Below are 24,360 nucleotides of genomic sequence, written 5' to 3' on the forward strand. Positions count from 1 at the left end.
TCGTACGATGGCCTCGTCCTATCACTCAAATTTGGGGGAAATCACCATGAGCTATCCGCAATACCCGCAGCAGCAGGCACAGCCGCAGACCTTCCAGGGCGGCGAGCCGCCGCTCTGGGCACCGTACTACGGAGCGCCGTTCCCGGCTGCCGTCAAGCGGTTCTTCAAGAAGTACGCCACCTTCTCCGGCCGGGCCAGCCGAAGCGAGTTCTGGTGGTGGGCCCTTGTTTCATTTGCTGTGAGCATTGTCCTTAACATCATCAGCGGCCCGGCGACGACGGCCGACGGCACGCCAAACTTTGGCGTCGGAAGCATTCTGGCCCTCATCTGGGGGCTGGCCACGATCGTCCCGTCCCTGGCGCTGGTTGTGCGTCGTCTCCACGACGGTGGCTTCAGCGGCCTGCTGGCCCTGCTCCTGCTGGTGCCTTTCATCGGCGCCCTGGCGGTGCTGGTCCTGACGATCCTGCCGTCCAAACCGGAAGGCCAGAAGTACGACAGGCCGGCGGGCGTCTAGCTCGCAACTCGGTCAGCCCACGAAGCTGACCCACCACATGCAGAAGGGCCCGTTCGGACGAACGGGCCCTTCTGCATTCCTCTTCAGTCAGCCGCCCACACGTGCCGGAGGGGGCTCGGCAGTCAGGTTTCATCCAGAAAACTCCGGAAGAGTGGAAGGCTGCGGGCCTTGCGCCCGCGAAATTCAGTCGAGCATCGAGGGCCCAGTTCCTGCCTTGGACCAGCCAAGGCCGGCACTGGCCGGACGAAAGCCCCGGAGGTTATGTGACGTTACTCATTGGTGGACCCGTGAAGACGGCCGCCCCGCAAACTACGGTTCGCCAGAGGCTGGGCGGACTGGATGTTCTACGCGGCGCCGCTGTTGGCGCCGTCCTGCTGGGGCATTCGTGGCCCGGAGTCTTCCAGGGCGCCGGAATCGTCGGTGTCATTGTGTTCTTCGTGCTGAGCGGTTACCTGATCACGGGCGTCCTGATGAGGGATGTCGAGCGGCACCGAAAGGTCCGTTACGGACGCTTCTACGCGCACCGGGCCTTCCGACTGCTGCCGGCATTGACCGCCTTCCTGGGCGTATACGCCATCGTGGAACTCATGGCCGACGTCCTCGGGGACCGGTCGAAGGGAATCATCGGTTACACACTCCTGGCCGGTTTCGGGTACCTCAAAGACCTGCCGCTGCCGTTCGATGTCAGCATGGCCATCGGGCCGCTTTGGACACTTGCGGTGGAGGAACAGTTCTATCTCATCTGGCCGGCCCTCCTGGTGCTTGCCCTGCGGACGAACCGGCAGGCGCTCCTGATTAGCTGGTCGGCCGCCGTCGTCTATTCACTAATGGCGGCGAGCGTTTTGGGGATGCTGATCCTGGCCCCGCACCTGCACTCCCTGGTCTACGCGCTTCCGACGACGTGGGGCCTCGGGCTGATCATCGGTGCCGCACTGCGCCTGTATCGTGTGCGGCTGTCCGGCTGGTTCTCGGGGCGCAGCACCCGGCGGGCGGCCCTTCTTGGTGCGGCCGCGGTCCTGGGTGCGCTGATGTTCTTTCCCAAGGCCAACGAGTCCCCGGCGTTCTTTTTCGCCGGCGGCCCCCTGGCCATGGTTGCCGCCGCCGTCTTGGTGGTCCTGGCCTCTTCCACTCAACACCAAATGCCTCAATGGTCCCGGCCATTGCAGTTGCTGGGCACGGTGTCCTACGCGACGTACCTCTGGAACTATCCGATCATTCTGTGGCTCAACCACGGATCAACGGCCAACCTTCCGCCGCTCGTGGCAGTGCTGGCCATCGTGCTGACCCTGCTCGTGGCGGTGATCAGCTGGCACACCGTGGAAAGGCTTGGCCGCATGGGACGCGTACGGTTCGACAAGCGCTACGGCACCTAGGGGCTGGTCTCCTCGGTCGATGGCGTCGTCGAAGCTTTGGCCACGTCGGCGGGGGAGCCCTGCCGGCGGCTCGCCAGCACGAACGGGACCACAAAGAGCTGGATCACACCGGCCATGGCAAGGGATGCGGGGTAGCCGAACACGTCGGCACCCCGGCCGAGCGCCGGCTGGACCACTACGCCACCGCTCGATCCCATCAGCGAACCAAAGCTGAGTACTGTGGCCCGCTGCTTGGACGGGATCATGTCGTTGACGTAGGCCTGCCGCACGGGCATTGCCGCGGAGTCGACCACAGCCCACAGCGTCAGCAGTGCCAAGGCCACCCAGAACACCTGGGTAAACCCGAGCACCAGGAGAAGCAGCGCGCTGATACAGGCGCTAAGGATCAACACGGACGTGCGTTTGCGGAACAGGCCCCGGACATGGGGGGCGAGCCAGCCGCCCACTACCTCCGCGCCGGCCACGATTGCCGCCGCCAGGCCGGCCACGGAGTACGCCCGCGGATCCCCGAAGAGCTCCAACAGGTACGGCTGCAGGGCATAGAAGACGTAATATCCGACGCCGGTACTGAAGGGGGCAGCCAGCATCACGTACCGCACGGGCGGGATTTTCAGGCCGTTGTCGATCGAAGCGGACAGCACAGCCCGCGTCGCACGCAAGGGGTGCGCTGACCGTTCAGGGGTGAACCCGACGTCGTGCATGAGCCAAAACGCCAACGCGAACATGGCCAACAGCACGCCCACCCGCACCAGGAACGGCACGCCGAGGTCCGTGGCCTGGGCAATGACGCCGCCGGCCACCGAGCCACCGAGCATCGCCACCCCGGACACCATCTGCCCGCGCCCGAAGACCGACTCGAGCCCGCCTTCGTACCCCGAGAAGTGCAGGGCATCCACCAGCCAGGCCTCAACCGCCCCCGAGAAGAACGTGAAACCCAGGCCCAGCAGTATCGACACCGCGGCCCACCAGGGGAACGGCGCAGACAGCAGCCACAGCAGGTAGTAAAGGTAGGTTGAACCGGCCAAGGTTACGGTGCCCAGCAGGAACGAAACCCGACGGCCCCAACCGTCGGCGATCACTCCCGTGGGAACCTCGAAAATTACCATTCCGGCCGTGAAGAAGGCGTTCGCGGCGAAAGCTTCGAAGTTTGTCAGCCCCGCGTCAAGCAGGAATAGCGTGTTGACGCCCCAGATGAAGGAGGCCGCAAGGGTATTGCCCAGCGTCAACGTCAGATAGATGCGCTGAATCTTTCGGGCGGCAGCGTTCATCGTTTCGCCGTCCCCGCCGCGGCGAGTTAGGAACACGAGGCTATTCTCGCCCCGTTCAACGTGGTGTGCCAGAGCGCCGGCGAAACCTCAGCATCCCCCTACGCTTCGTGGGTCGTCGGAATGTCCTGGGCCGCCGCCCATTCGCCCACGTCGCGGCGTTCAATGGCCGCAGCCATCAAGTCAGGGAACAGGTCGGGCGTGCAGGCGAAGGCAGGGACGCCGATTCCCGCGAGGGCCGCGGCATGGCCCGAGTCGAAGGACGGGTGGCCGCTGTCGCTCAGCGCCAGCAGCGCGATCATGGTGGTCCCCGAACCCACGATCGTGGCCGCGCGCCGTAGCATTTCCTCCGCTATCCCTCCTTCGTAGAGGTCGCTGATCAGCACCAGGATCGTTTCGGTGGGCTGGGTGATCTGCTCCTGGCAGTAAGCCAGGGCTCGGTTGATGTCAGTGCCGCCGCCAAGTTGCACGCCAAAGAGCACGTCAACGGGATCGTCCAGTTCATCGGTCAGGTCCACGACTTCGGTGTCGAAGACCACGAGCCGGGTGCGCACGGACCGCAGCGAGCTGAGCACAGCCCCGAACACGCTGGAGTACACCACAGACTCGGCCATGGACCCGGACTGGTCGATGCACAGGATGATTTCACGCTGGATCTCGGTGCTGCGCCGGGCATGGCCGACCAGCCGCTCGGGCACGATCGTCCGGTATTCGGGCTGGTAGTGCTTGAGGTTGGCCGCGATCGTCCTGGCCCAATCAATGTCCCGATGGCGGGGCCGCCGGGACCGTGCCGCCCGGTTCAGCGCCCCGGAGACCGCCTGGACAGTCTTGGCGCGCAGGCGGTCCTCAAGCTCATTCGTCACGTGCCGGATGACTGTCCTGGCAGTCTCGCGGGAATGCTCGGGGATCACCCGGCCGAGGCCTACCAGCGTACTGACGAGGCCGACGTCGGGCTGTACCGTTCGCAGCATCTCCGGCTCGAGGAGTAACTGGCGCAGCCCGAGCCTGTCCATGGCGTCGGCCTGCATCACCTGCACGACACTGGACGGGAAATAGCTCCGTATGTCACCCAGCCAGCGGGCCACCCGTGGGCTGGAGGCGCCGAGGCCACCACGGCCGTTCTTTTCCGCCCCGTACAAAGCCTCCAGGGCCTGGTCCCGGCGCGCGTCAGCGGTTGAAAGCACCACGCTATCGCCGTCCGCCGTGCTGATGCCGTCCGCAGCCTGCCCGCCAAGAACCAGGCGCCAGCGGTTCAGCCGGCCGCGCGGGCCGATGACATCAGGGTTCGCGTCCGTCACGCGACCACCTCCCATCCGAGATACCTGGCCATGGTCCGGATGGCAGGGCCGGCCAACGCCAAGTCCAGAGTTGTCTGGCTGTCCGTTTGCCCGGCGTCGTCAATGCGGCTCACCTGCTCGCCGATCTCCCGCCTCTCCGGCTGGCTGAATGCCGAAAACGTCCTGCGCAGCAGCGGGAGGACGTCGTCGAAGACGTCGTCGTCAACGCCGGCGACCCAGTCGTCCACGATCTTGAGGAGGCGCCGGTCATAAACCAGCAGCGTCGCGTCGCCGGAGAGCAGGCCCTCCAGCCAGGCAGCGGCTTCCCGAGCCGGAGTGGCCACTGAGAGCCGGCGACTGAGCCGGGCGGCGACGTCGTCCGCGTCCACAAGGCCCGCGTCCAGCAGCAGCCTGGTGGCGCGTCCCGCCACCGAACCGTGGATCCGGTCCGAGCCGGCGACGGCAGCGAGCGCCCGGTGCCAGTCGCCGAGCGGCAGGTCGGGCATCAAGGACAGTCCTTGCTGGGCCGAGTCGATGGCGCGCCGCATGGCGTCCGCAGCTTCATCGTCCAGGCCTGCGCAGGCTGTGGGCAGTCCCACGCAGGCGCGCACCACCGTTGTGTCCAGGATCTTCCGTACACCCGTGACGTCAACCCCGCGGACGTTTCCATACCTACAGGTCCGGGCTAGCGGGGCGATGGTTTCCAGCAGCGGCGCGACGTCCTGCTGCAGGGCCGTGCGTTCAGCAAGTACCGTGACGACGCCACCTATGCCGTCGGGCAGGTCAGCGAGCAGGCAGCTTGCGAGCAGTTCGCTAAGCTCGGCCAGGCTGCCGGCGGCCTGCGCACGTTCGGACACACAGGTCGAGGCAGCCGAGGCGACCGTCGTGCCGTAGCGGCTGGCTTCAACCACTGCAACCGCGAGTTCCGGCTGCCAATGGAGCGTCCAGACCTCCTTGAAAGTGCCCGTGGTCCGGCCGGTTTCGCTCTGCGCGCCCCAATGCACTCCGAGCAGTGCCAGCCGGTGCAGCAGGACCGAGCGGGCCAGCTGATTAGGCTTGCGCAGGTCCAAGGTCAGGACCTCTTCCATGGCGCTGGGCTTCCACCGGAGCCTGCGTTGTGTGGCTGCCAGATCGGCGGCCAGGGGGAGGGTCGGCGCGGAGTCCGGCACGCTCCCGAGTTCGAGTCCAACGGTGAGTTCGCGATGGACCAGGGCCAGCGGGAGGGGCGAACCGTCGCACAGCACGGCCTGGGCGGCGTCGTCCAGTTCCGCCAATCCCGGGCTCGGCCGGCCCCGGACGGCGGCCAGGGCAGTCGCCATCCTGCTCGCTTCCACCACCGAGGCTGTTGATGCGTCCAGGTTTTCCCGGCGCAGGGCATGGGCTACCCGGACCAGCCAGGTGGTGGACACGTCCGGGCCGGAGCCCCGGGTCATCCAGTGCGAAAAAAGATGCTGGTACCAGCCCGGTGCGGTGACCCCGGCACCGTATCCGCTGCGCAGGCTGAGCCGGCCCGAGGTCCATGGCACCCAGGTGACGGCGACCTTGGCTTTAGGCAGGCCGGCCAGCACTTTATTGTCTGCAGACACCGGGGGAAAGTCGGCGGGTACCAGCGCCGGGGCATGATAGGCACCGCACACGACGGCGATCCGTGCGTGCCCTTCGCGCATGGCAGCCCTGATCAGGCGCCGCATCGCGGCTTCCCGCCGGTTGTTCTCCATTACGTCGGGGTGGTCGCCCGGCCGGTCGTCGGCCGCACGGATCTCTGCAATGGCCTCGGTCAGTGCCGTGAACCGGTCGACTGGGTCAGTGTTGCGGTGCTCGATGGCATCCTCCCACCACCGTTCGGCGTCGCTGTAGCCGGCGGCCGCGGCGAGCATCCCGATCGCGTCGGGCCGGTAAGGCTGCTGTGGAGGGGCAGGTGGTTCCGTACCTTCTGCGGAGGGACCGTCGTCGTCCTCCCTCTCACTGTCCGACGGCGGCACGGGAGGCACAGGCGACACGTCCGACGGCGGCACGGGAGGCACAGAGGGCGCAGGGGCCATCTGCAGCGCGAAAGTATGCGCCGCCGGTAGGTCGATCGCCCGCACCTGAGTGCCGGTGGAGAGGGCCCAGCGGATCGCCACCCATTCCGGCGAGAAACTGGCCATCGGATAGAAGGAAGCCAGCCGTGGCTCATCTGCTACGTAGATGAGGCCGGCGACTGGCGGCACCATCTCGGGATCGGACAGTAGGGGGATGACCTGGTCCAGTTCCGGAGGTCCCTCGACCAGCACCAAATCCGGTTTGAGGCTGGCCAGTGCTTCAGCGACGGAGTGTGCTGAGCCGGGGCCATGGTGCCGGATCCCCAGGATGTGGACGTCTGTCATCGGTCAGGGCTCATCGGTCAGGGCCGACCGGTCAGAAGCCACAGTCAGTTGGTCGATTCGAGGTCGCGGCAGGCCCGGTAAAGGTCCTTCCACTCTGGCCGGTTCCGCACGACGGTTTCCAGGTATTCCTGCCAGATCACCCGGTCCTGGACAGGGTCCTTGACCACCGCGCCCACCAGGCTGGCCGCTACGTCCTCGGCCCGGACGGTTCCGTCACCGAAGTGCGCAGCGAGGGAGAGCCCGTTGGTCATGACCGAGATGGCTTCTGCTGTCGACAGGGTCGCCGAGGGCGATTTAAGGGTGGTTCGCTGGTCCTGGGTTACGCCTGCGCGCAGTTCCCGCATGACGGTGACCACCCTTCGGATCTCCGAGAGCGCGGCCAGGTCAGCCGGAAGCTCAAGGGCCTCGCCCAGGCTGCGGACCCGGGTGGTGACAATCTCCACCTCCTGGTCAATGCTGTCCGGCAGCGGCAGCACCACGGTGTTGAAGCGGCGGCGCAGTGCCGAGGAGAGATCGTTGACGCCTTTGTCCCGGTTGTTGGCCGTCGCGATGATGTTGAAGCCCTTGCGTGCCTGCACTTCTTCGTTCAGTTCGGGGATCGGCAGCGTCTTCTCGCTGAGAATCGTGATGAGGGAATCCTGGACGTCGGACGGGATACGGGTGAGTTCCTCCACCCGCACCAGGCTTCCGGTTTCCATCGCGCGCATTACCGGCCCGGGGACCATGGCCGCCCGGGACGGGCCGTCGGCGAGCAGCCGCGCATAGTTCCAGCCATACCTCAGTGCCTCCTCCGGAGTTCCGGCGGTGCCCTGGACCACGAGCTTTGAGGATCCGGAAACAGCTGCGGCGAGATGCTCTCCCAGCCAGGTCTTAGCGGTGCCCGGCACACCAAGCAAGAGCAGGGCCCGGTCCGTTGCCAGGGATGCCACTGCGATTTCCACCAGCCGTTCCGAGCCCAGGTATTTGGGCGTGACTTGCACTCCGTTTGGCAGGGTGCCGCCGAGGATGTAGGTGGTTACCGCCCAGGGTGACAGCCGCCAGCTGGGCGGACGGGGCCGGTCGTCGACGGTGGCCAGCGCGCTGAGCTCGTCGGAGTACGCGTGCTCGGCGTGGGCGCGAAGGACATCGGTGCCGTTAGGGGCATTGGTCATGGAAAAGCCTCCGTCAGGGATTGTCGGAATGATTGGTACTGCAGGGCCTCACGGAGCACGCGGCGCCGCGCGGCGTCGTCGTCTGAACGCTCTAGCAATCGCCGGGCCTGCCCGGTCGCCTGCGGCGGTAGTGCCGCGGGCAGGACGTCGGCCAGCATGCTTGCCAGCTGTCCGCCGTTCTTGGCCGAAATCTGCTCAAGCACGGCTTCAGCAAGGGCAGTTCCCCAGGGACGTGGCATGTCACGCAGCGGTGTGGCCAGTGCGAAGGGGTTTGCGGCGCTGGCCCGGATGTGCCGGATCAGTGTCTCTTCGCGCTCATCCTGAGGCAGGCAATTGAGCAGCCGCAAGTCCAAGCGGAGCTCCAGGAGCGCACGAGCCCAGTCACCGTCACCCCGCAGTGCGGCAATGTCCCGGATCGTTTCGAGGACGCGCTTTTCGCTTTTAAGCAGTGCCACAGTTGCCCTGGGGCTGCGGCCAGAGGCCTTTGTCCAGACGTCGAGCGGGGCCCCGCGGACGACGGTGTCGAGCCGGCCCAGCAGGTCGGGCTCACCGGTGCGCGGGTCCGGCGCGATCCCGTCCCGCAGGGCGGCCGCGTCCGGTTCCGAAGGGAGGTCGATCTCGAATTGCTTGCGCAGCATGCCCTTGACGCGCAGCAGCGGGAGAAGCCGGGTGGCCATACGGCGGCCGCGGGCGCTGGCCGGGAGTTGGTCGAGCAGGCCGGCGGCGACCTCGCGGACCACCTTGGCTTTGTCATCGAGCGCCTGCTCGAGCAGGTCCTCGTCGTCGTCCCCGAGGTTCATCGCCAAGGTGCCCAGGTGGGCGGCCCGCTCCCGCGCTCCGAGCGTGTCCCAGTGGGCGGCAAGGTATTCGCGGGCGGCGGCGGGGTCACTCCTGCGGAGGCGTTCCAGTTCTTTGGTGGCGTCCGCGCTTTTCAGCTCCGCCCAATCCGTTGCACTGGCTGCCGGAAGGTCGGACGCCCGCGCTTTGAGGTCCTGAAGCCAGCGGCCCCGGGTGCCGATCGCCGGCTGCAGAAACGCTGCGACCCCGGGCTTCGTTTCCGCCAAAGCCAGCAGCACAGGCAGCAGTCTGTGCGGAACGCGTCGGCCGAAGGCTTGGGCCAGCTGAAGCCAATCGGCCACCAGCAGGCCCCGAAGCTCCTGTCCGACCGGCGGCTGGGTAAGCAGCAGTTCCAGCAGTCGGGCGGCCGCATCAGAGGCTATGGGGGCATCATCCGGTGGAGCTGGCTCGGGCAGGTCAGCTGCATCCAAAGTGGTGGATTCCCGGGAGGAACGGCTGACGGCGTCGGCCAGGGCCGCCTGGTCAAGCACCAATTCCTCGCTGGACAGGCCTTCCGCGGGGCGGACGCCCAGTTCACTGGGCGGCGGCGGTGCCGGATGCCGGGCGGTCCCGACGAGCGCCGCCGTCCTGAGCTCGGCCAGCCAGGTCATGGCGTCACCACCGTTCCACCAACGACGGCGGACAGTGGCCGTAGGTGGCCCTCGTCCAGTTCGCCGAACACGTCCACGGGATGACCGCCGGTCAGGGCCAGCAAGGCGTCCAATGGTGCGTCGACCAGGGGGAGGGCGTCTCCCGCTCCGTCCCGCAGCCAGCCGTGGTCACCAGGACAGATGCTCACTCCGCCCAGCAGGACGGGGTGGCGCTCACGCCAGGGGGAGAGGGCTACCGCGGCCGATTCGACTTCCATCGCTTGGGCGATACTGCCACCGTCGCCCAGGCTGGTTGCCGTTCCCAAGGGTGCGGCGGGGCTGGTGAACATGGCCCGCCTCGGTGCGGAGCCCGGGTATCGTGCGAGCGTGGCGTCCAGGACAGCGCCGGCGAGCTGGGGCGTCGCCAGGGACTCACTCTGGGCAGCGAAATCGAGGACGACGACGACCGTTCCGTCGGGTGCTCGGAGCCAGGTCCGTTGCTGCTTGAGCCTGCCGTCGTCGCTGCGGTGGGCGCCCAGGACCAGCCAGGGACCGTGCAGGGCCTCGGTGCCGTGGACGTCCGCCGTCGGAACTGCCCAGCCGACGGCCACCCGGAGATCGGCGAGCTCCTCCGGCGTCAGGATTTCTCTCATGCGCCAGGCCTTGGTCACGGCCCACCAGCGGCCTGCGCGGAACAGCAGATGGTCGGCCCAGTCGGCCCGGGCGTGTACGTCCGAACCCATGGCCCTCACCTGTTCAGCCAAACCCGGAAGCTGGGCGTCAACAAGGCGGGCTGCCACCCCGTCCCACCAGGAGTACGGCTGGGTGCGTGCGGACGCCAGCCCGGTCCTGACCAGATCTGTCAGCCACCGGGCGAAGTCCTCGATCCCCGCATCCATCAGTGCCATTCGGTCGGCCAGCCGCTTCGCTTGTGCTGCAGGATCCGTCGGCTGATCAGTAGGGCGTTTTTCCCGCGCAGCGGACCGTTCCGCCCGCTGGGCCGCCCATTCCTGGGCGAAACCGGCGGTCTCTGTGCCGGCGTCGGCCGCTTCACCCCGGGACCACATAAGCAGCAAAGCCAGGGCGTGCTTGCAGGGGAATTTCCGGCTGGGGCAGGAGCACCGGTAGGCGGGGGCCACGGTGTCCACGCTCACCTGATAGGGCGTCTTTCCACTGCCTTGGCATTTGCCCCAGACCAGGTCGTCGTTGCTGCCCGTATCCGACCAAGGCCCCGGCCGTGCCAGCTTCCGCGCGGCCGCGAGGGACGACGCGTCGGGAGCGGCGCCTATCACCTGCTGCTCGCTCCATCGCCCCATGAAGCACATTGTGCCCGATGTCACAGGAAGCGCCAAGGTGAGCAGCGCGGCGTGGCCCTCAAGATCTGAACAAGATTTGCAGGGTCCGTGACGTCCGGCTAGGTGCAGGAGTCTGAGCCGCCGCGCAGGCCCAGTCCCTTGCCTGCGTCCTCCCATATCGCGGCTGAAACGGGCGTTCCGTGGAGGCCCAGGACGAGGACCCCGTTACCGTTTTCGTCGTAGTAGAGCTCGACGCCGTTGACGCGGGGTTGAGGCATGCCACCAGCGTAGGCCTGCCAGTTAACGTGCGAAAGGCCCGCGTGCAAGGCCCTCGGGAACGCGGAGAGCTTAACTGAAGACTCTTGCGCACCCTCCCACGGCTGAGCGAGACTCTTTAGGAACTTGATGCACCGATCAATGGGATTGCACAACAAAACCAGCGGTAAGGGACGCAGCGTCGCGTCCCTCAGCTCAGCGGCAAAGACGTCGCGGGGTTTGATCGCGCAGACTTGAGGAGAGCCATGGCCGGCATGTTTGAACTTTACGTGGACCCAGAATCCTGTTTCAGGTTTCGTCTCACAGCACCGGATGGAACGGTGATGGCCATTTCCAAAGCCTTTGACACCAAGACCGCAGCGGTTGCCGGCATTGCCGAGGTGCGTGAGTATGCCGGCATGGGACACATCACCGATCTCTGCCCGAAGGCCATGAAGGAAGCGCGGCCGGATAATTACGACCTCCCGGTTGTCCAGCCCCATGAGGTCCGGCGTATTCCGGCCGCTGACCTTCATGGCCGTATCAGGCCGATCCGTCAGCCCGCCGGGCCACGGTGGGCGGGAGCGGTCTAACGCTGCCGACGCATCCGTGTCAGGATCAGGTATGCCACACCGCCTGATGCTGCTCGACACCGCGTCACTGTACTTTCGCGCCTTCTACGGCCTGCCGGATAGCATCCGTCGCCCCGACGGGACGCCAGTGAACGCTGTCCGCGGCCTTCTGGACATGATTGCCAGGCTCACCACCGACTACGGTGCGACACACCTGATCGCTTGCTGGGACAATGACTGGCGCCCGCAGTGGCGGGTGGATCTCATTCCGACCTATAAGGCCCACCGGGTCGCGGAGGTCATGCCGGATGCCGCCGATATCGAGGTTGTTCCGGATGCGCTGGAGGCCCAGATTCCGATGATCCGCCACGTGCTTGACCTCGCTGGCATAGCCGTCGTCGGGGCTGACGAGCACGAGGCGGACGACGTCGTGGGCACGTACGCCAGCCACGCCGAGTTTCCGGTCGACGTCGTCACGGGAGACCGCGATTTATTCCAGGTGATCGACGACGCCCGCCAAGTGCGCGTGATCTACACGGCGCGGGGGATGAGGAACCTCGAAGTGTTGACGGAGGTGGTCGTTGTCGGCAAGTACCTCGTGCTGCCCCAACAGTATGCCGACTATGCCACGCTCCGCGGCGACGCATCAGACGGGCTGCCAGGCGTCGCCGGTGTCGGTGAGAAGACCGCCGCGTCCCTGCTCGGGCAGTTCGGCACGCTGGACAATCTGCTCGCGGCGGCAGCTGACGGGGGAGGCGGCGTTTCCGCATCCGTGCGGGCAAGACTCGAAGCCGCTGCCGATTACCTCATGGTCGCGCCCACGGTAGTGAAGGTGGTACGCGACCTCAAGTTGCCCACCCTCGAGGAAGCCGGAGCGCAGCTTCATCCCGTCGGCGCCGACTCGCGCGCCGAACTGGAGCGTCTTGCTGTTGACTGGAATCTGGGCAGCTCTGTTAAACGGCTGCTGGCCGCCTTGGACCAGCGCTAGCCTTGGGCCAGCGCTAAAGGTGCTGGTCGGGAACCAGTTCGCTCAGTACTTGAGCTGGCCAGTGGGGTGGTTCCCAGTCTTGGTGTTCGCTTTGGTAGTGGCGGCCGGTGGGTGAGGTCCAGCCGGGTGGTTTGTCGATGCTGGCTGCGGTGGGTGTCCAGGCGGTGGTGTGTTTCAGGCGGTGGTGTTTGGGGCAGGGCTGGCCGAGGTTGCTGATGCCGGTGGTGCCGCCGTCGGCCCAGGCCAGGAGGTGGTCTGCTTCGTTGTCCAGTGACTGGTTGTTGCAGCCGGGGAACGGGCATTTGCCGTCCCGCATCCGGAGCCATTGGCGCATCGCGGCGGGGATCCGGTAGCTTTGGCGGCCGATCTCCAGTGGTGCCCCGTTGCGGGGGTCGGTCAGGACGCGGTGGAATGAGCCGGCGCCGTTGGCGACCAGGTTGCGGGCCATCGATGCCGGGATTGGCCCGTATCCGTCGAGGGTGGCGGGTTCGTCCGTGAGGCCCATCAGGGCGAACACCGGCACGGTCACGAGGACCTGCGCCGCCGGGGACGGGACCCGGCCCGTCATCAAGTCGTTGCCCGGCAGGACGTCGCTGCCCGCCACGGCTTCGTTGCCCGCCGCGGTCCCGTTGGCTTTGACAAGGCCCGCCAGGACGTCGTTGCCCGCCATGGTCCCGTTGGCCAGGACGCTTCCAGCGCCGCCATGGCTGTCGGGGGAACTACCAGCGGTAAGGTCGGGGCCCGCGGGGCAGCCTGCCGAGACGTCGCGGTCCGGGGCACGGCTGCCTGCGGCGGTCCGGCGGTCCGGGGCGCTGCCTGCCGTGCTGGTGTAGCCGCTGTTGCCCGCCCCGACGTTATTGGTGCTGGAGCTGCCGGTTGCTGTGTCTGTGCTGGCCTCGGCCGGGCTGGCCGTGGTGCTGCCCTCGGTCGGGCTGGCCGTGGTGCCGGTGAAGCCGGCGCTCAGGAGCAGTTTGGTGGCGATGTCGGCGCGGAGCTGGGTCATGGTGCGGGTCTCGGCCGGGCCTTGGAGGGTGCGGGCGGTGGCGGTGATGCCGTTCCAGATCCCGGCTGCCCGGTCCGCGGGCAGGTAGGCCGAAAGCCAGGCCATGCCGTCCCGGTCCGGGACGTACTCCAGCCGACGGTCCAACACGCTCCTGGCATGGCGCTTTTCAATACTCACCGGGTGGTGCCGTTCCCGCCAGGTCCTGGCCTTGTGCCGGAACCGGGACGGGACCAGCTCACCGGCCGGGCACTCCCGGGCCCGGTCCGGCACGTCCGGGTCTAGGAAACGGGCCTCCAACGCCGCCGCCCCGGCCGCATCCAGGCCGGTAGTTTCATCGACCATGACCCGCGCGTGCTGCCACGACAGATCCCCGGCCTGCAGCGCAGCCAGCGTCAGCGGCAAGGCAGTGGTCAACTCATGGGCCTGCGCCAACAACGCCGAAGCCGAGCGTTCACTCACCGTCAGCGCACACGCGACCTCGGACACCACACCCATCTCCTGGGCCGTGTGTTCGCCAGGGCTCCTGACCGGGCCGTCCAGGGCCGCAGCCTTCCCCGCATACGCGGCGGCCAGGCGAACCCTGAACGCCGCAACCATCGCGTCCACCCGGACCGAACCGGCCAGCCCGTCCAAGCAAGCATCCGCCTGCCCCCGCAAAGGATCACCACCCCCGGAACCCATCCCGGAACCCGTTCCGGAATCCATCTGGGAACCCGTCCCGGAACCGCGGCCGCCCAGCCCCCGGCGCACACAGGCAGCAAACTCCGCCGCAGCAGCCTCGAAAGCCTCCACCGCCTCCTCAACACCCGGGATCCCCATACCCCCATCATCCAGCGACCCGCCAACAAAAACACCACAGCAAATTCCCTATGTGGATAACCTCAGGACCCTCTCAGAATTGCCTTTGGGCGGTTTTCGTCCCCGGGTGCAGGGCCGCAAGTTGAAGGCCTCCGGCCGAGGCTGCCGTGAAAACCGGACTCGAGAGCGAACTTTTTCCGTCGGCGGTGTCATCCCCATGTTCCGTGCCGGACCATCCCTGCGGCCACGAAGGACACGGAATGAGTTAGCGCTTCTAACCGGTCTTCTCGGAAGCCGCTGCTGCCCGTATCGTGGTGGGCGTCCCCGGCAGAATGAGCGGCAGGGGAGAAAATCATCAGCACAGGGCTCCCCACAGAACGGATCCACCCATGCGTGAACTGAATTTCATCAGCACCGGCAAGCTGGAGTGGATTGAACGCATCGACCCGAGGCTGATCACAGGAGATGATGCGATCGTGCGCCCGATTGTTGTGGGCCGTTGCGACGGTGACACTCTGCCGATCCACCACCGTGTCTCGCGGGGGTTGCAGGCCGGTTTGAAGGCAGGGGTGATCGACCCCGTCGTCGGAAACATCTGTGGGCCGGTGCCCTTCCAAGGACCGTTCGCGATTGGGCACGAAGCGATCGCGGAGGTGGTCGAGACCGGGCCGTACGTCAGGAATCTCAATGTGGGCGACAAAGTGGTTGTGCCATGGTCCGTTTCTTGCGGACGGTGTGCGATGTGCAAGCGGGGCCTGACCTCCAAATGCACCGTTGCCCGGGACGGACGCGCCATCGCTGCTTACGGGTTCGGCCCGGCCTGCGGGCCCTACGGCGGGATGGTGGCAGACCTGATCCGGGTGCCGTTTGCCGAGCACATGCTCGTCCCGCTGCCCGACGGGCTCGACCCACTGCGCGTCGCGGCCGCCAGCGACAACCTCGCGGATGGATGGCGGACCGTGGTGCCGCAGCTCCGGGCCAGGCCTGGTGCGAAAGTCTTGGTCCTTGGCGGCGGGGGCGGAAGATCAATTGGCCTGTACGCGGCCGGACTGGCTGTGGCACACGGCGCCTCGAAGGTCGATTATGTGGACACCAGTCACCGTCGCCTTGATGTTGCCCATTCCCTCGGAGCCGATGCCCACCAGCGCACCGGGAAGTCTGCCAGTCCAAGGGCCGGGTACGACATTGTGGTCGAGGCTTCCAGCACTGCTTCCGGGGTCCGCAAGGCCATCCGCGCCACGGCCCCAGGAGGGATCTGTACGGCCATTGGCTACTATCCGGGCACCAATACAGGAATCCCTCTGATGCACATGTACGCCAACGACATCACCTTGCATCTGGGTGTTTCCCATCCCCGCGCGGTCCTGCCCGAACTCCTGGACTGGGTCCATACCAACAACTTCCCCGCGGAGAAGGTCACGAGCCACCTCGCGGACTTCGACGACGCTCCCAGCGCGTACGCCGAGCACGCCACCAAGCTTGTCCTCCACCGCCCGGCTCTCATTCAGGCCTGAACGGGCATGGGCAAAGTGACTAGGGTTCCCGCAGGTGATGCTGGCAGCCCACCTCATAGGCTTCGCGGAGCCAGCCGGCGAGCTCGTCGGCGACAGCGGCGCGATTGGTGACGCGGACTGTGTAGATGTGCGTGTACGGCGTTAGCGTTTCAACTTTCCGGAACCGGGGAGACTCGATCCTGCGGGTGAGCCAGAAGTCCACATCGAGCCATCTCTTCGCCGGCTTGGCTCCGGCAAAGCGCACTCGGACCATAAAGGCCATGCGGTCCCGGTAGGGGACAAGCGTCACAGGTCCCATCGCTTCCACAGTTTGGCGGACCATATCGAACAGCTGCCGGATTTCGGGCGGCTTCCCGCGGTATGGTTCGTCCAATGAATGCACGGCGCAGGAATGGTTCATGTTCCGAGTGACAAACGACTGACCGCAGTCCGGGCATGTCCACAAAGGCAGGTCGCTTTGGCGGCCCGGCGGGAGAACCGCCCCGCCGACGAGCTGCGCCACGACCTGGTCAACCCTTCGCTTCCGTGATCCTTGGGATCGGCCGTCTTCGATGAAGCGGGCCAGCTCCCGCCGATACGCCACCGGCAGCTGGCTCCAACGGTCCGCGACGCCTTGTTGATCGTGGAGCGCGGAGGCCAGTTCGCCGGGCGGGAGGACCTGCTGGGCAGTTTGCGGCTGGAGATCGACGGACACCACGTCGCCGGCCTTCACGCCAGTTGCCGCCCGAAGACCACCGGGAAGATACAGCACGTGCCCCCTGCCCTTGACGGGCATCAGGGTGGCGTTGAAGCCGCGGATCAGGTACATCGAGGCAGGGGTTGCGTCCCTGCAGCCGAACGAGAGCGCTGAAGTGGACCATGCGGCCATTATTTCTCCGCGCCCACAGCCCGGCAAGGGTCCGGGAAGGGCCCTTGAGACGCCTAATGCGACTCCGCCGTGGCGAGCCGGTTAAGTGCCAGGGCACCAACCAGGAGGCCAAAGTCGCGCAAGGCAATATCAAAGAAACTGCCCAGCACCAGGAGGTTGATGATGATTCCCAGCAGCCAGGCAGCCACGAGCAGGGACCCGAAGCGCGGTCGGACCGCCACCACGATGCCGGCGATGATCTCCACCACTCCAACGGCATACATGATGGTCTGCGGCGGAAGGGGCACCACGCTGCTCGCCACGGGGGCCAGATAGATGGTCCAGTCGGCAAGAAGGTTGGTGAACTTGTCCAGCCCGAAAAGGATGGGGGCAACGGTAAAGACGGTGCGAAGCAGGAGGAACGCCTGATGCCCCGGTTCAGCGACCAGGCTCCGGCCGTTCGTCCGCTCCGCAGCAGTGGATTTCATGATGACTCCTTCTAAAAGTAGGTAATGCTATTTTAGAAGTGAAGCTATGATTAATCAACAGTTGTTGTTTTTAGAAGGAGGCTCCCTCATGCGCAGACTTCCGTGGGCCGGCCGGCTGGCCGCCGTCGCATCGTTGGGGGATGAAAAGCGCCGCCAGCTGTTCGAGTTTGTCTCAGCGTCGGACGGTGCCGTTGGCCGCGACGAGGCGGCAGCGGCCGTGGACCTACCGCGAAGCACCGCGTCCTTCCACCTGGACCGGCTGGTGAAGGACGGCCTGTTGGCCGTGGAGTTCCACAAACCGGCGGGAAAGACCGGCCCGGGGTCGGGACGGCCAGCCAAGATGTACAGGACCGCCGAGCCTGAGATCGGGGCCTTCGTTCCGGACCGGAACTACGATCTCGCCGGCGAGCTGCTCGCTGCAGCCATTGAGCATTCGTCGTCCGGCGGGACACCTGTCCGGGAAGCGCTCCTTGTCACTTCACGTGAAGCCGGCCGCACCGCGGCTGCGGGAAACGGGACACTGGAGGGCTTCCTCACGGCCGAGGGCTACCAGCCTGAACCGGATGGCGCCGGCGGCCTGACGCTGCTGAATTGCCCTTTCCATCGGCTGGCGGACAGGCATCCGGACACGGTTTGCGCGATGAACGGCGCATTCCTCCGCGGTGCGGCGTCCGGATGCGGTGATTCCGAGGACAGGGTGCTGGGCAACGACACTCCCGGGCAGTGCTGCGCAAGAATCGCCCCGCCAGGTGCGAACGACGCCGGATCCGCTGACCTCAGTCAACTGCCGGCAGGAACCTCCCGTTCCTGATCCGCGATTCACCGAACGCCACGGTCATGGGCGGAATCCCCACCGGTCCGCGGGACCGTGACTTCGGCCGGCCCACCGCCACGTGCGGCACCCAGTGCGGGTATCGGAACCCCAGGGCGGGCGAACTGAGGATGAAGTCGTCCACGTTGTCCACGAGCAGGCCGTCGAGCAGCACCCGCAGTCCCTCCACCAGCGACACCTGGAAATCATGCACCTGTTGCGGCACATCCACTTCCAGTCCGGCGATGCCACCTCCGCCCAGCACAATGAGCCGGTCTGACGTTCCGGAGAAGGCGCCGAGCACCGGCAGGGACCGCAGCCAACGTACCGTTTCCCGGGCTGCAGCGTCCGCGCTGGTGATGCCTTTGGTCCACTCGGTGACGTCTCGGGAGAAGTCCTCCAGGATGCCGATGTGCAGCAGCGTCATGTGCAGTCCCCCCACCCGGCGCAGGCTATCGACGCGCTGGGCAAGGCCCTCATAGTCTGCCGGCCCCGATCCCACACCCAGCACAGGTACCTCAACCGTGATGCGCGGAAATGGCTGCATCCGGACCCCCTCACGCCAGCGCTGACTGTTCGGCTTGGTTGCAATTATCCACCGGTCCATGAATCGCCCGGCGGTGCCCTTGCCGTTCCGCCCGCCAGGGTGTCGAATCAAGTAACACGTTCAGCCCGGGTGGCATGGCAAAGACGCCAGGAGGTTCCAATGTCGGTGAAAGGTACCAAGGACGCAGCGAGGACGGCCGGCCGCGGCGGACCGGAGGCACGCCGGTCCGATGCCTCGGCCGGCATCCCCGCCCAGGACCCTGCGCAGGTCCGGAATGTGGCGCTGGTGGGCCACTCCGGAGCGGGCAAGACCATGCTCATTGAAGCGCTGCTTGCCGCGAACGGCATGATTACCCGCAAGGGCAGTATCGCGGACGGCACAACGGTCAGCGACTCGGATCCTTCTGCCGTCCATCAGCAGCGCTCGGTCACGCTGTCAGTAGTTCCGCTGTTGCTTGGCGACACCAAAGTGAACCTCCTGGACACGCCCGGATATCCGGACTTCATCGGGGAGCTCCGGGCAGGGCTGCGGGCTGCGGACGCCGTCCTTTTTGTGGTGTCGGCCGTTGACGGCATCGACGCGACCACCACGGCCCTGTGGGGTGAGTGCGAACACTTGGGGATGCCCCGCGCCGTGGCCATCACTCGTCTGGACCATCCCCGCGCCGATTACGACGGCGTCCTGGCCGCCTGCCGTGCGGCGTTCGGGGATTCAGTGCTGCCGCTCTATGTCCCGGTCCGGACCGGCGGTGAAGTCACCGGCCTCCTCGGCCTGTTGTCGGGGACTGTCTCTGAATACGGGACGGGGGAGGTTCGCCCCACCGGGCGCCCCGGCAGTGCCCGGGAGCTGGAGGAAGCAGAATCTGCCCGGGCGGAACTCATTGAAGGGATCATCGCCGAAAGCGAAGACGAGACGCTGATGGACCGCTATTTGGGCGGTGAGGACATCGACACCGCTGTGCTGGTCGAGGACCTGGAAACCGCCGTCGCCCGCGGTTCCTTCTTCCCGGTTCTCTCCACATCAGCCGTGACAGGGGTGGGCGCGGCCGAACTGCTGGAGGTCCTGACCCAGGCGTTTCCATCACCGCTGGAGCGCTCCCTGCCTGACGTGACCGATCTGGCCGGAACCCCGCTGGGTGCCTTGGCGTGTGACCCTGCCGGGCCGCTGGCCGCGGAGGTTGTCAGGACCAGCATTGATCCGTTCCTGGGCCGCGTGTGTCTGGTCAGGGTGTTCTCCGGGGAGCTGCGGGCGGATACCCCGGTGCATGTGGCTGGCCACGGCCTGGCGGACCGCGGCCACCAGGACCATGACACAGACGAACGCGTCACCCACCTGTATTCCCCGTTGGGAGCCAACCTGCGTCCTGTGTCCAGCTGCATTGCCGGGGACATCTGCGCTGTGGCCAAGCTCGGCAGCGCCGAGACCGGGGATACGATTTCCGGCCGCGAGCAGCCCCTGCTCCTGGCCACTTGGGAGATCCCCGAGCCCCTGATGCCCGTGGCCATCGAGGCTGACTCCCACAGCGACGAAGACGTACTGGCCCGCAGCCTTGGAAAGGTGGCAGCGGGGGACCCTACCCTGAGGGTGGAACGAAACGCCGAAACCCACCAGCAGATCCTGTGGTGCATGGGAGAAGCCCATGCCGAGGTGGTGCTCGACAGGCTGCGCGACCAGGGCGTGAAACTGCACACCGTCAGCGTCGTGACGCCCCTCCGGGAAACCTTCGCCGCTCCTGCTGCCGGCCACGGCCGGCACGTAAAACAGTCCGGCGGCCACGGGCAGTACGCGATTTGCGACATTGAAGTCGAACCCCTCAGCCGAGGTGGTGGCTTCGAATTCGTAGACCGGACTGTGGGTGGAGTGATCCCGGGAACGTTCATCTCGTCCGTCGAGAAAGGTGTCCGGTCGCAGATGCAGAAAGGTGTCTCCGCTGGTTTCCCGGTGGTGGACCTGCGCGTAACCCTGGTGGGCGGAAAAGCTCACAGCGTGGACTCTTCGGACGCCGCCTTCCAGGCAGCCGGTGCCCTGGCGCTGCGGGAAGCCGCGGCAGCGGGGCGTATCCAGTTGCTGGAACCCGTTTCTTCAGTTGTCATCAGCGTCTCGGATGAGCATGTGGGGGCGGTGATGAGTGATCTATCCGCCCGCCGCGGCCGCCTGACCGGGACAACGTCCTCCGGCTCGGATCTGACCGAAATCAGTGCTGAGGTCCCCGACCAGGAACTCCTGAAGTACGCCGTGGAATTGCGGGCCCTTACTGCCGGCACAGGACGGTTCCGGCGCCGGTACCTGAGGCACGACCCTGTGCCCGGCAACACGGTTCCTGTCGCCTGAACGGCAGGGCCGCGGGCTGGCGCGTTACCAGGGCGCGGGCTTTCGATCCACCGTTGAATGTCGAACTGCCGCGGAGTAGGCTGACGCCCACCTCAACCCGCACCACCCTCACCAGGGAGCGACTATGCCAGGTTTACGACGTCGACTTGCTGCCTCTACGGCGGTTTTGGCTTTGAGCGTTATGGGCGGGGCGGTGATGAATCCGGCCTCCGCCGATCCTCGCGAGACGACGAAGGAGGCTGTTGCCACCGGGTACGGCGGGGCGGTGAGCACCGTTGACCCGGAGGCATCGGCTGCGGCCATTGAGGTCCTGCGGGACGGCGGTAATGCCGTGGACGCCGCTGTTGCCGCCGCGGCTACGTTGGGCGTCACAGAGCCTTATAGTGCCGGGATTGGCGGGGGCGGCTATTTTGTGTTCTACGACGCGAAGACCGGCAAGGTGGGCACTATCGACGGCCGTGAAACCGCCCCGGCAACCATGCCGCCAACGGCGTTCGTGAACCCGGCGACAGGGACCTTCTACACGTTTGCGGAGCTCGTCTCCAGCGGCGTCTCGGTTGGTGTACCGGGCACGCCGGCCACATGGGAACGCGCCTTGGAACGATGGGGCACGCTGGACCTCGATGAGGCCCTCGAGCCTGCCATCAAGGTGGCCAACCGCGGGTTTGTGGTGGACGAAACGTTCCGCCAGCAGACCCTTGACAACAAAGTCCGTTTCTCCGCTTTCACGCCCACCAGTGAGCTTTTCCTTCCCGGTGGCGACGCCCCCGCCGTCGGCAGTGTCTTCCACAACCAGGACCTCGCGAAGACCTACCGGCTCCTCGCGAAGGAGGGGACGGATGCCTTCTACGGCGGCCCGCTCGCGGCGGAGATCGCCGCCACGGTGCAGGATCCGCCGAAGGATCCCACCTGGGTGGCTCCTGCACCCGTGCCACCTGCGACGACGCCCGTCTCCATTCCCGCTGTGCCCGGATACCTCACGACGGCGGATTTGGCTGCGTACCGGACGATTGACCAGGAGCCCACGCACGTCAACTACCGCGGCTACGACGTCTACGGCATGGCGCCGTCCAGCAGCGGCGGCACAACAGTCGGCGAGGCACTGAACATCCTTGAGCCGTTCGACCTCGCCGGAATGTCCGACGCCGGTGCCCTGCACCACTACCTCGAGGCGAGTGCGCTTGCCTTCGCGGACCGTGGCGCCTACGTGGGTGACCCCGCGTTCTTCGACGTCCCCACCGAGGTACTGACGGACCCGGTATTCGGCAAGGAACGGTCCTGCCAGATCGATCCGGACACTGCGGCCATCAAACCGGTACCGGCCGGGAACGTGACATCCTACGACGGCGTATGCCCGGTTCCACCCGCTGCGGCCGCTGATGAAACGGACACCGAAAACATCTCAACCACCAACCTGACCGTGGCTGACAAGTGGGGCAACGTCGTGGAATACACCCTCACCATCGAGCAGACCGGCGGCTCGGGCATTGTGGTGCCCGGCCGCGGATTCCTGCTCAACAACGAGCTGACCGACTTCTCCTATACCTCCACAAATCCGGACGACCCGAACCGGATTGAACCCGGGAAGCGTCCGCGCTCGTCAATGTCGCCCACGATCATCCTTCACGAAGGAGAACCGTTCCTGGCGCTCGGTTCGCCCGGCGGTTCCACCATCATCACCACGGTTCTGCAAACCATCCTTAACCGGGTGGATCTGGGCATGGGCATTTTCGACGCGCTCGCCGCGCCCCGTGCAGCCCAGCGCAACACGGTGAACGTCACGGCCGAGCCGGACTTCATCACGCTCTATGGATCCCAGCTGGCACCGTACGGCCACAACCTGGTACCCGCAGGGGACGCCTTCACGTCCGCGGCAGAGATCGGCGCCGCAACAGCCATTGAGTTTGGCCCGGATAACAGCATGACCGCAGTGGCCGAGCCCCTCAGGCGCGGGGGTGGTTCAGCGATGGTGGTCCGGCCGGCCAAGTGAGCGGTGGAAAGGATGGTTCCGTAACGCCGGTGTAACGCCGCCTGTCCATACTGGGTGCTCGTGGGGGGATGACAGATTCAGCCGCACGGGCGGAAGGCGACCGGGATGAGTGATCCAACCGAGAACGGGACGGTCCAGCAAGACCGGTTACGCCACAAAAACAGGATCTGGGCGGAGCAGGTCCTGACCCGCGCAACCCGGCTCAGGGCCCTGTCCGTGTGGATGCAGTCCCGCAGCAACGACGAATTCCTTGCAGTCCTCGACGAGGGCATCAGCCGGCACCTGGATATCGCCGAGACCTCCGCCGGGGGCAGGAACCACCGCGGATTCACCGACTTCGGCGGATCAGCCATCGAATGCGCCGTCAGCAACCTGGATGCCGCAGAATCCCTGCTGCTGCTACGCGCGCCGGACGATTACATCCAGGGGCATTTCCCCGGCATCCACTCGGACGTCCGCCGGTACCTTGAAGCCGAAGACCCACGGAGAAGGCGGATCGAAGCGCTGTCCAAACAGAGCCTTGAGTCGCCGGTCAGCATCGACACGCGCGAGAGCCTTGGCATAGCCCTCACGGCGGCCCGGTCGCATTCACGGCAGCAGTACATCAAGGTCCGGAACTTCCGGAACGCGGTGGTAGTGGCCACCGTGGTGCTGTTCTCGGTGGCCGTGGCATTGGGGATCTGGGGCCTGAGCGCGCCGCAGTCCATCCCGCTGTGCTTCAACCCCGATGACAAGATCGTCTGCCCTGCTGCGGAGTCGCTGTACCGCCCGGACGCCGGTGACGACAAGGACCTGGTGGTCTTGAGGACAGCGATGCCGGGGGACATCTTCCTGATCCAGTTCGTTGGGCTGGTGGCGGCTGCCGTGTCCGGGGCAACGTCCCTGCACCGCATGGAGGCAACCCCGGTTCCGTTCAGCCTCCCGATTGCCCTCACGGTCCTCAAGCTCCCCACCGGGGCACTTACCGCGGTGCTGGGCCTGGTCCTCATGGGCGGCGGGTTTGTGCCCGGACTGAGCGCACTGGATTCGGCGCCCCAGATCCTGGCCTGGGCCATCCTCTTCGGGGCGTCCCAGCAGTTGTTAACCGGCCTTGTGGACCGGCAGGCGAGGGGCGTCCTGGACGGCGTCGGCGGGAAACCGCACGGAGCCCGGACCTAGCGCTCCGATGGGCACTCCGGAGGAACGCATGGCCGAGGAATTCGTGGAGGCGCTGGTAGTACTGGACGTGGAGGCCGCCGCCGGTGGGCGGCTCGCGGAGTTGCGCCAGCACGCCGTCGTGCTTCAATGGCTGCCGCCGCGGATTGCCATTGTGCGAGTGCCGGCAACCCATCCGCTGCCCGAGGCAGTCCCGGGGACGCGCTGGTTCACTGGGGGCGTCCCGGCGGAAGTGGCAGCGGATTTCACGCCGGCGGAGCGGCTGTTTGCCGAGGCGTGGCTGTCCCGCCGCGAAGCCAAGACCCGCCCGGGGGAAGGCCTGCCGTGGGACGCGCCCGGAAGGGAAGCCCCTGACTGGCCGGAGGAGCCTCCGCAGCAGCAATAACACTCCAG

The 24,360-nt window shown here is 66.4% G+C and carries 21 protein-coding genes; 10 read left to right on the top strand and 11 right to left on the bottom strand.

Annotation, left to right across the window (positions count from 1 at the left end; translation table 11 throughout):
* Positions 1-46: 46 nt before the first annotated feature.
* Positions 47-514, top strand: a complete 468-nt coding sequence (locus tag V9L18_RS11130; RefSeq protein ID WP_337347230.1) for a DUF805 domain-containing protein — start codon at positions 47-49, stop codon at positions 512-514.
* Positions 515-777: 263 nt separating this feature from the next.
* Positions 778-1,887, top strand: a complete 1,110-nt coding sequence (locus V9L18_RS11135; RefSeq protein WP_337347231.1) for an acyltransferase family protein — start codon at positions 778-780, stop codon at positions 1,885-1,887.
* Here V9L18_RS11135 and V9L18_RS11140 read toward each other — a convergent pair.
* The 7 genes from V9L18_RS11140 to V9L18_RS11170 form a co-directional block, all read right to left on the bottom strand.
* Positions 1,884-3,155, bottom strand: a complete 1,272-nt coding sequence (locus V9L18_RS11140) for an MFS transporter (RefSeq protein WP_337347314.1) — start codon at positions 3,153-3,155, stop codon at positions 1,884-1,886. The genes V9L18_RS11135 and V9L18_RS11140 overlap by 4 nt on opposite strands.
* 98 nt (positions 3,156-3,253) lie before the next feature.
* Complete coding sequence (locus tag V9L18_RS11145) at positions 3,254-4,450, bottom strand: VWA domain-containing protein (RefSeq protein ID WP_337347232.1); 1,197 nt, start codon at positions 4,448-4,450, stop codon at positions 3,254-3,256.
* Positions 4,447-6,795, bottom strand: coding sequence for a DUF5682 family protein (locus tag V9L18_RS11150; RefSeq protein ID WP_337347233.1), 2,349 nt, complete (start codon positions 6,793-6,795; stop codon positions 4,447-4,449). The genes V9L18_RS11145 and V9L18_RS11150 overlap by 4 nt, the downstream gene beginning before the upstream one ends.
* A gap of 44 nt (positions 6,796-6,839) precedes the next feature.
* The gene (locus V9L18_RS11155; RefSeq protein WP_337347234.1) at positions 6,840-7,946 is read right to left on the bottom strand and encodes an ATP-binding protein; all 1,107 of its coding nucleotides are present in this window, start codon (positions 7,944-7,946) and stop codon (positions 6,840-6,842) included.
* Positions 7,943-9,394, bottom strand: coding sequence for a DUF5691 domain-containing protein (locus V9L18_RS11160; RefSeq protein ID WP_337347235.1), 1,452 nt, complete (start codon positions 9,392-9,394; stop codon positions 7,943-7,945). Before V9L18_RS11160 ends, V9L18_RS11155 begins: the two co-directional genes overlap by 4 nt.
* Positions 9,391-10,689, bottom strand: a complete 1,299-nt coding sequence (locus tag V9L18_RS11165) for an SWIM zinc finger family protein (RefSeq protein WP_337347236.1) — start codon at positions 10,687-10,689, stop codon at positions 9,391-9,393. Before V9L18_RS11165 ends, V9L18_RS11160 begins: the two co-directional genes overlap by 4 nt.
* A 98-nt stretch (positions 10,690-10,787) precedes the next feature.
* Positions 10,788-10,946, bottom strand: a complete 159-nt coding sequence (locus V9L18_RS11170) for a hypothetical protein (protein WP_337347237.1) — start codon at positions 10,944-10,946, stop codon at positions 10,788-10,790.
* A gap of 321 nt (positions 10,947-11,267) precedes the next feature.
* Here V9L18_RS11170 and V9L18_RS11175 point away from each other — a divergent pair, with 321 nt between their 5' ends.
* Positions 11,268-11,516 carry a hypothetical protein gene (locus V9L18_RS11175; protein WP_376047368.1) on the top strand — a complete coding sequence of 83 codons (249 nt, stop codon included), beginning with the start codon at positions 11,268-11,270 and terminating at the stop codon, positions 11,514-11,516.
* A 31-nt stretch (positions 11,517-11,547) separates the two neighbouring features.
* A complete protein-coding gene (locus tag V9L18_RS11180) occupies positions 11,548-12,483 on the top strand; it encodes a 5'-3' exonuclease (protein WP_337347315.1) in 936 nt (311 codons plus the stop codon).
* Between the two features lie 13 nt (positions 12,484-12,496).
* On the opposite strand, the gene V9L18_RS11185 is transcribed toward V9L18_RS11180, so the two are convergent.
* Positions 12,497-14,305 (bottom strand): DUF222 domain-containing protein, encoded by a 1,809-nt coding sequence (locus V9L18_RS11185; RefSeq protein ID WP_337347239.1) that lies wholly within the window; start codon positions 14,303-14,305, stop codon positions 12,497-12,499.
* 368 nt (positions 14,306-14,673) lie between these two features.
* Here V9L18_RS11185 and V9L18_RS11190 point away from each other — a divergent pair, with 368 nt between their 5' ends.
* Positions 14,674-15,798, top strand: coding sequence for a zinc-dependent alcohol dehydrogenase (locus tag V9L18_RS11190; protein ID WP_337347240.1), 1,125 nt, complete (start codon positions 14,674-14,676; stop codon positions 15,796-15,798).
* Between the two features lie 19 nt (positions 15,799-15,817).
* On the opposite strand, the gene V9L18_RS11195 is transcribed toward V9L18_RS11190, so the two are convergent.
* Positions 15,818-16,666 carry a DUF5655 domain-containing protein gene (locus V9L18_RS11195; RefSeq protein ID WP_337347241.1) on the bottom strand — a complete coding sequence of 283 codons (849 nt, stop codon included), beginning with the start codon at positions 16,664-16,666 and terminating at the stop codon, positions 15,818-15,820.
* A 53-nt stretch (positions 16,667-16,719) separates the two neighbouring features.
* Positions 16,720-17,133: a hypothetical protein gene (locus tag V9L18_RS11200; RefSeq protein ID WP_337347242.1), complete on the bottom strand. Its 414-nt coding sequence runs from the start codon at positions 17,131-17,133 to the stop codon at positions 16,720-16,722.
* Between the two features lie 88 nt (positions 17,134-17,221).
* Between V9L18_RS11200 and V9L18_RS11205 the strand changes: the two genes are divergently transcribed.
* A complete protein-coding gene (locus V9L18_RS11205) occupies positions 17,222-17,944 on the top strand; it encodes a helix-turn-helix transcriptional regulator (protein WP_337347243.1) in 723 nt (240 codons plus the stop codon).
* Here the strand turns inward: V9L18_RS11205 and V9L18_RS11210 are convergent.
* Complete coding sequence (locus V9L18_RS11210; RefSeq protein ID WP_337347244.1) at positions 17,910-18,491, bottom strand: hypothetical protein; 582 nt, start codon at positions 18,489-18,491, stop codon at positions 17,910-17,912. The genes V9L18_RS11205 and V9L18_RS11210 overlap by 35 nt on opposite strands.
* Before the next feature lie 159 nt (positions 18,492-18,650).
* Here V9L18_RS11210 and V9L18_RS11215 point away from each other — a divergent pair, with 159 nt between their 5' ends.
* The 4 genes from V9L18_RS11215 (at position 18,651) to V9L18_RS11230 (ending at position 24,352) form a co-directional block, all read left to right on the top strand.
* Positions 18,651-20,822: an elongation factor G-like protein EF-G2 gene (locus V9L18_RS11215; RefSeq protein WP_337347245.1), complete on the top strand. Its 2,172-nt coding sequence runs from the start codon at positions 18,651-18,653 to the stop codon at positions 20,820-20,822.
* Between the two features lie 124 nt (positions 20,823-20,946).
* Positions 20,947-22,812: a gamma-glutamyltransferase family protein gene (locus V9L18_RS11220; RefSeq protein ID WP_337347246.1), complete on the top strand. Its 1,866-nt coding sequence runs from the start codon at positions 20,947-20,949 to the stop codon at positions 22,810-22,812.
* 105 nt (positions 22,813-22,917) lie between these two features.
* Positions 22,918-23,970: a hypothetical protein gene (locus tag V9L18_RS11225; protein WP_337347247.1), complete on the top strand. Its 1,053-nt coding sequence runs from the start codon at positions 22,918-22,920 to the stop codon at positions 23,968-23,970.
* Positions 23,971-23,998: 28 nt separating this feature from the next.
* The gene (locus V9L18_RS11230) at positions 23,999-24,352 is read left to right on the top strand and encodes a hypothetical protein (protein WP_337347248.1); all 354 of its coding nucleotides are present in this window, start codon (positions 23,999-24,001) and stop codon (positions 24,350-24,352) included.
* Positions 24,353-24,360: the final 8 nt, after the last annotated feature.

This window comes from Pseudarthrobacter sp. CCNWLW217 (genome assembly GCF_037203985.1).
Classification (GTDB): Bacteria; Actinomycetota; Actinomycetes; order Actinomycetales; family Micrococcaceae; genus Arthrobacter.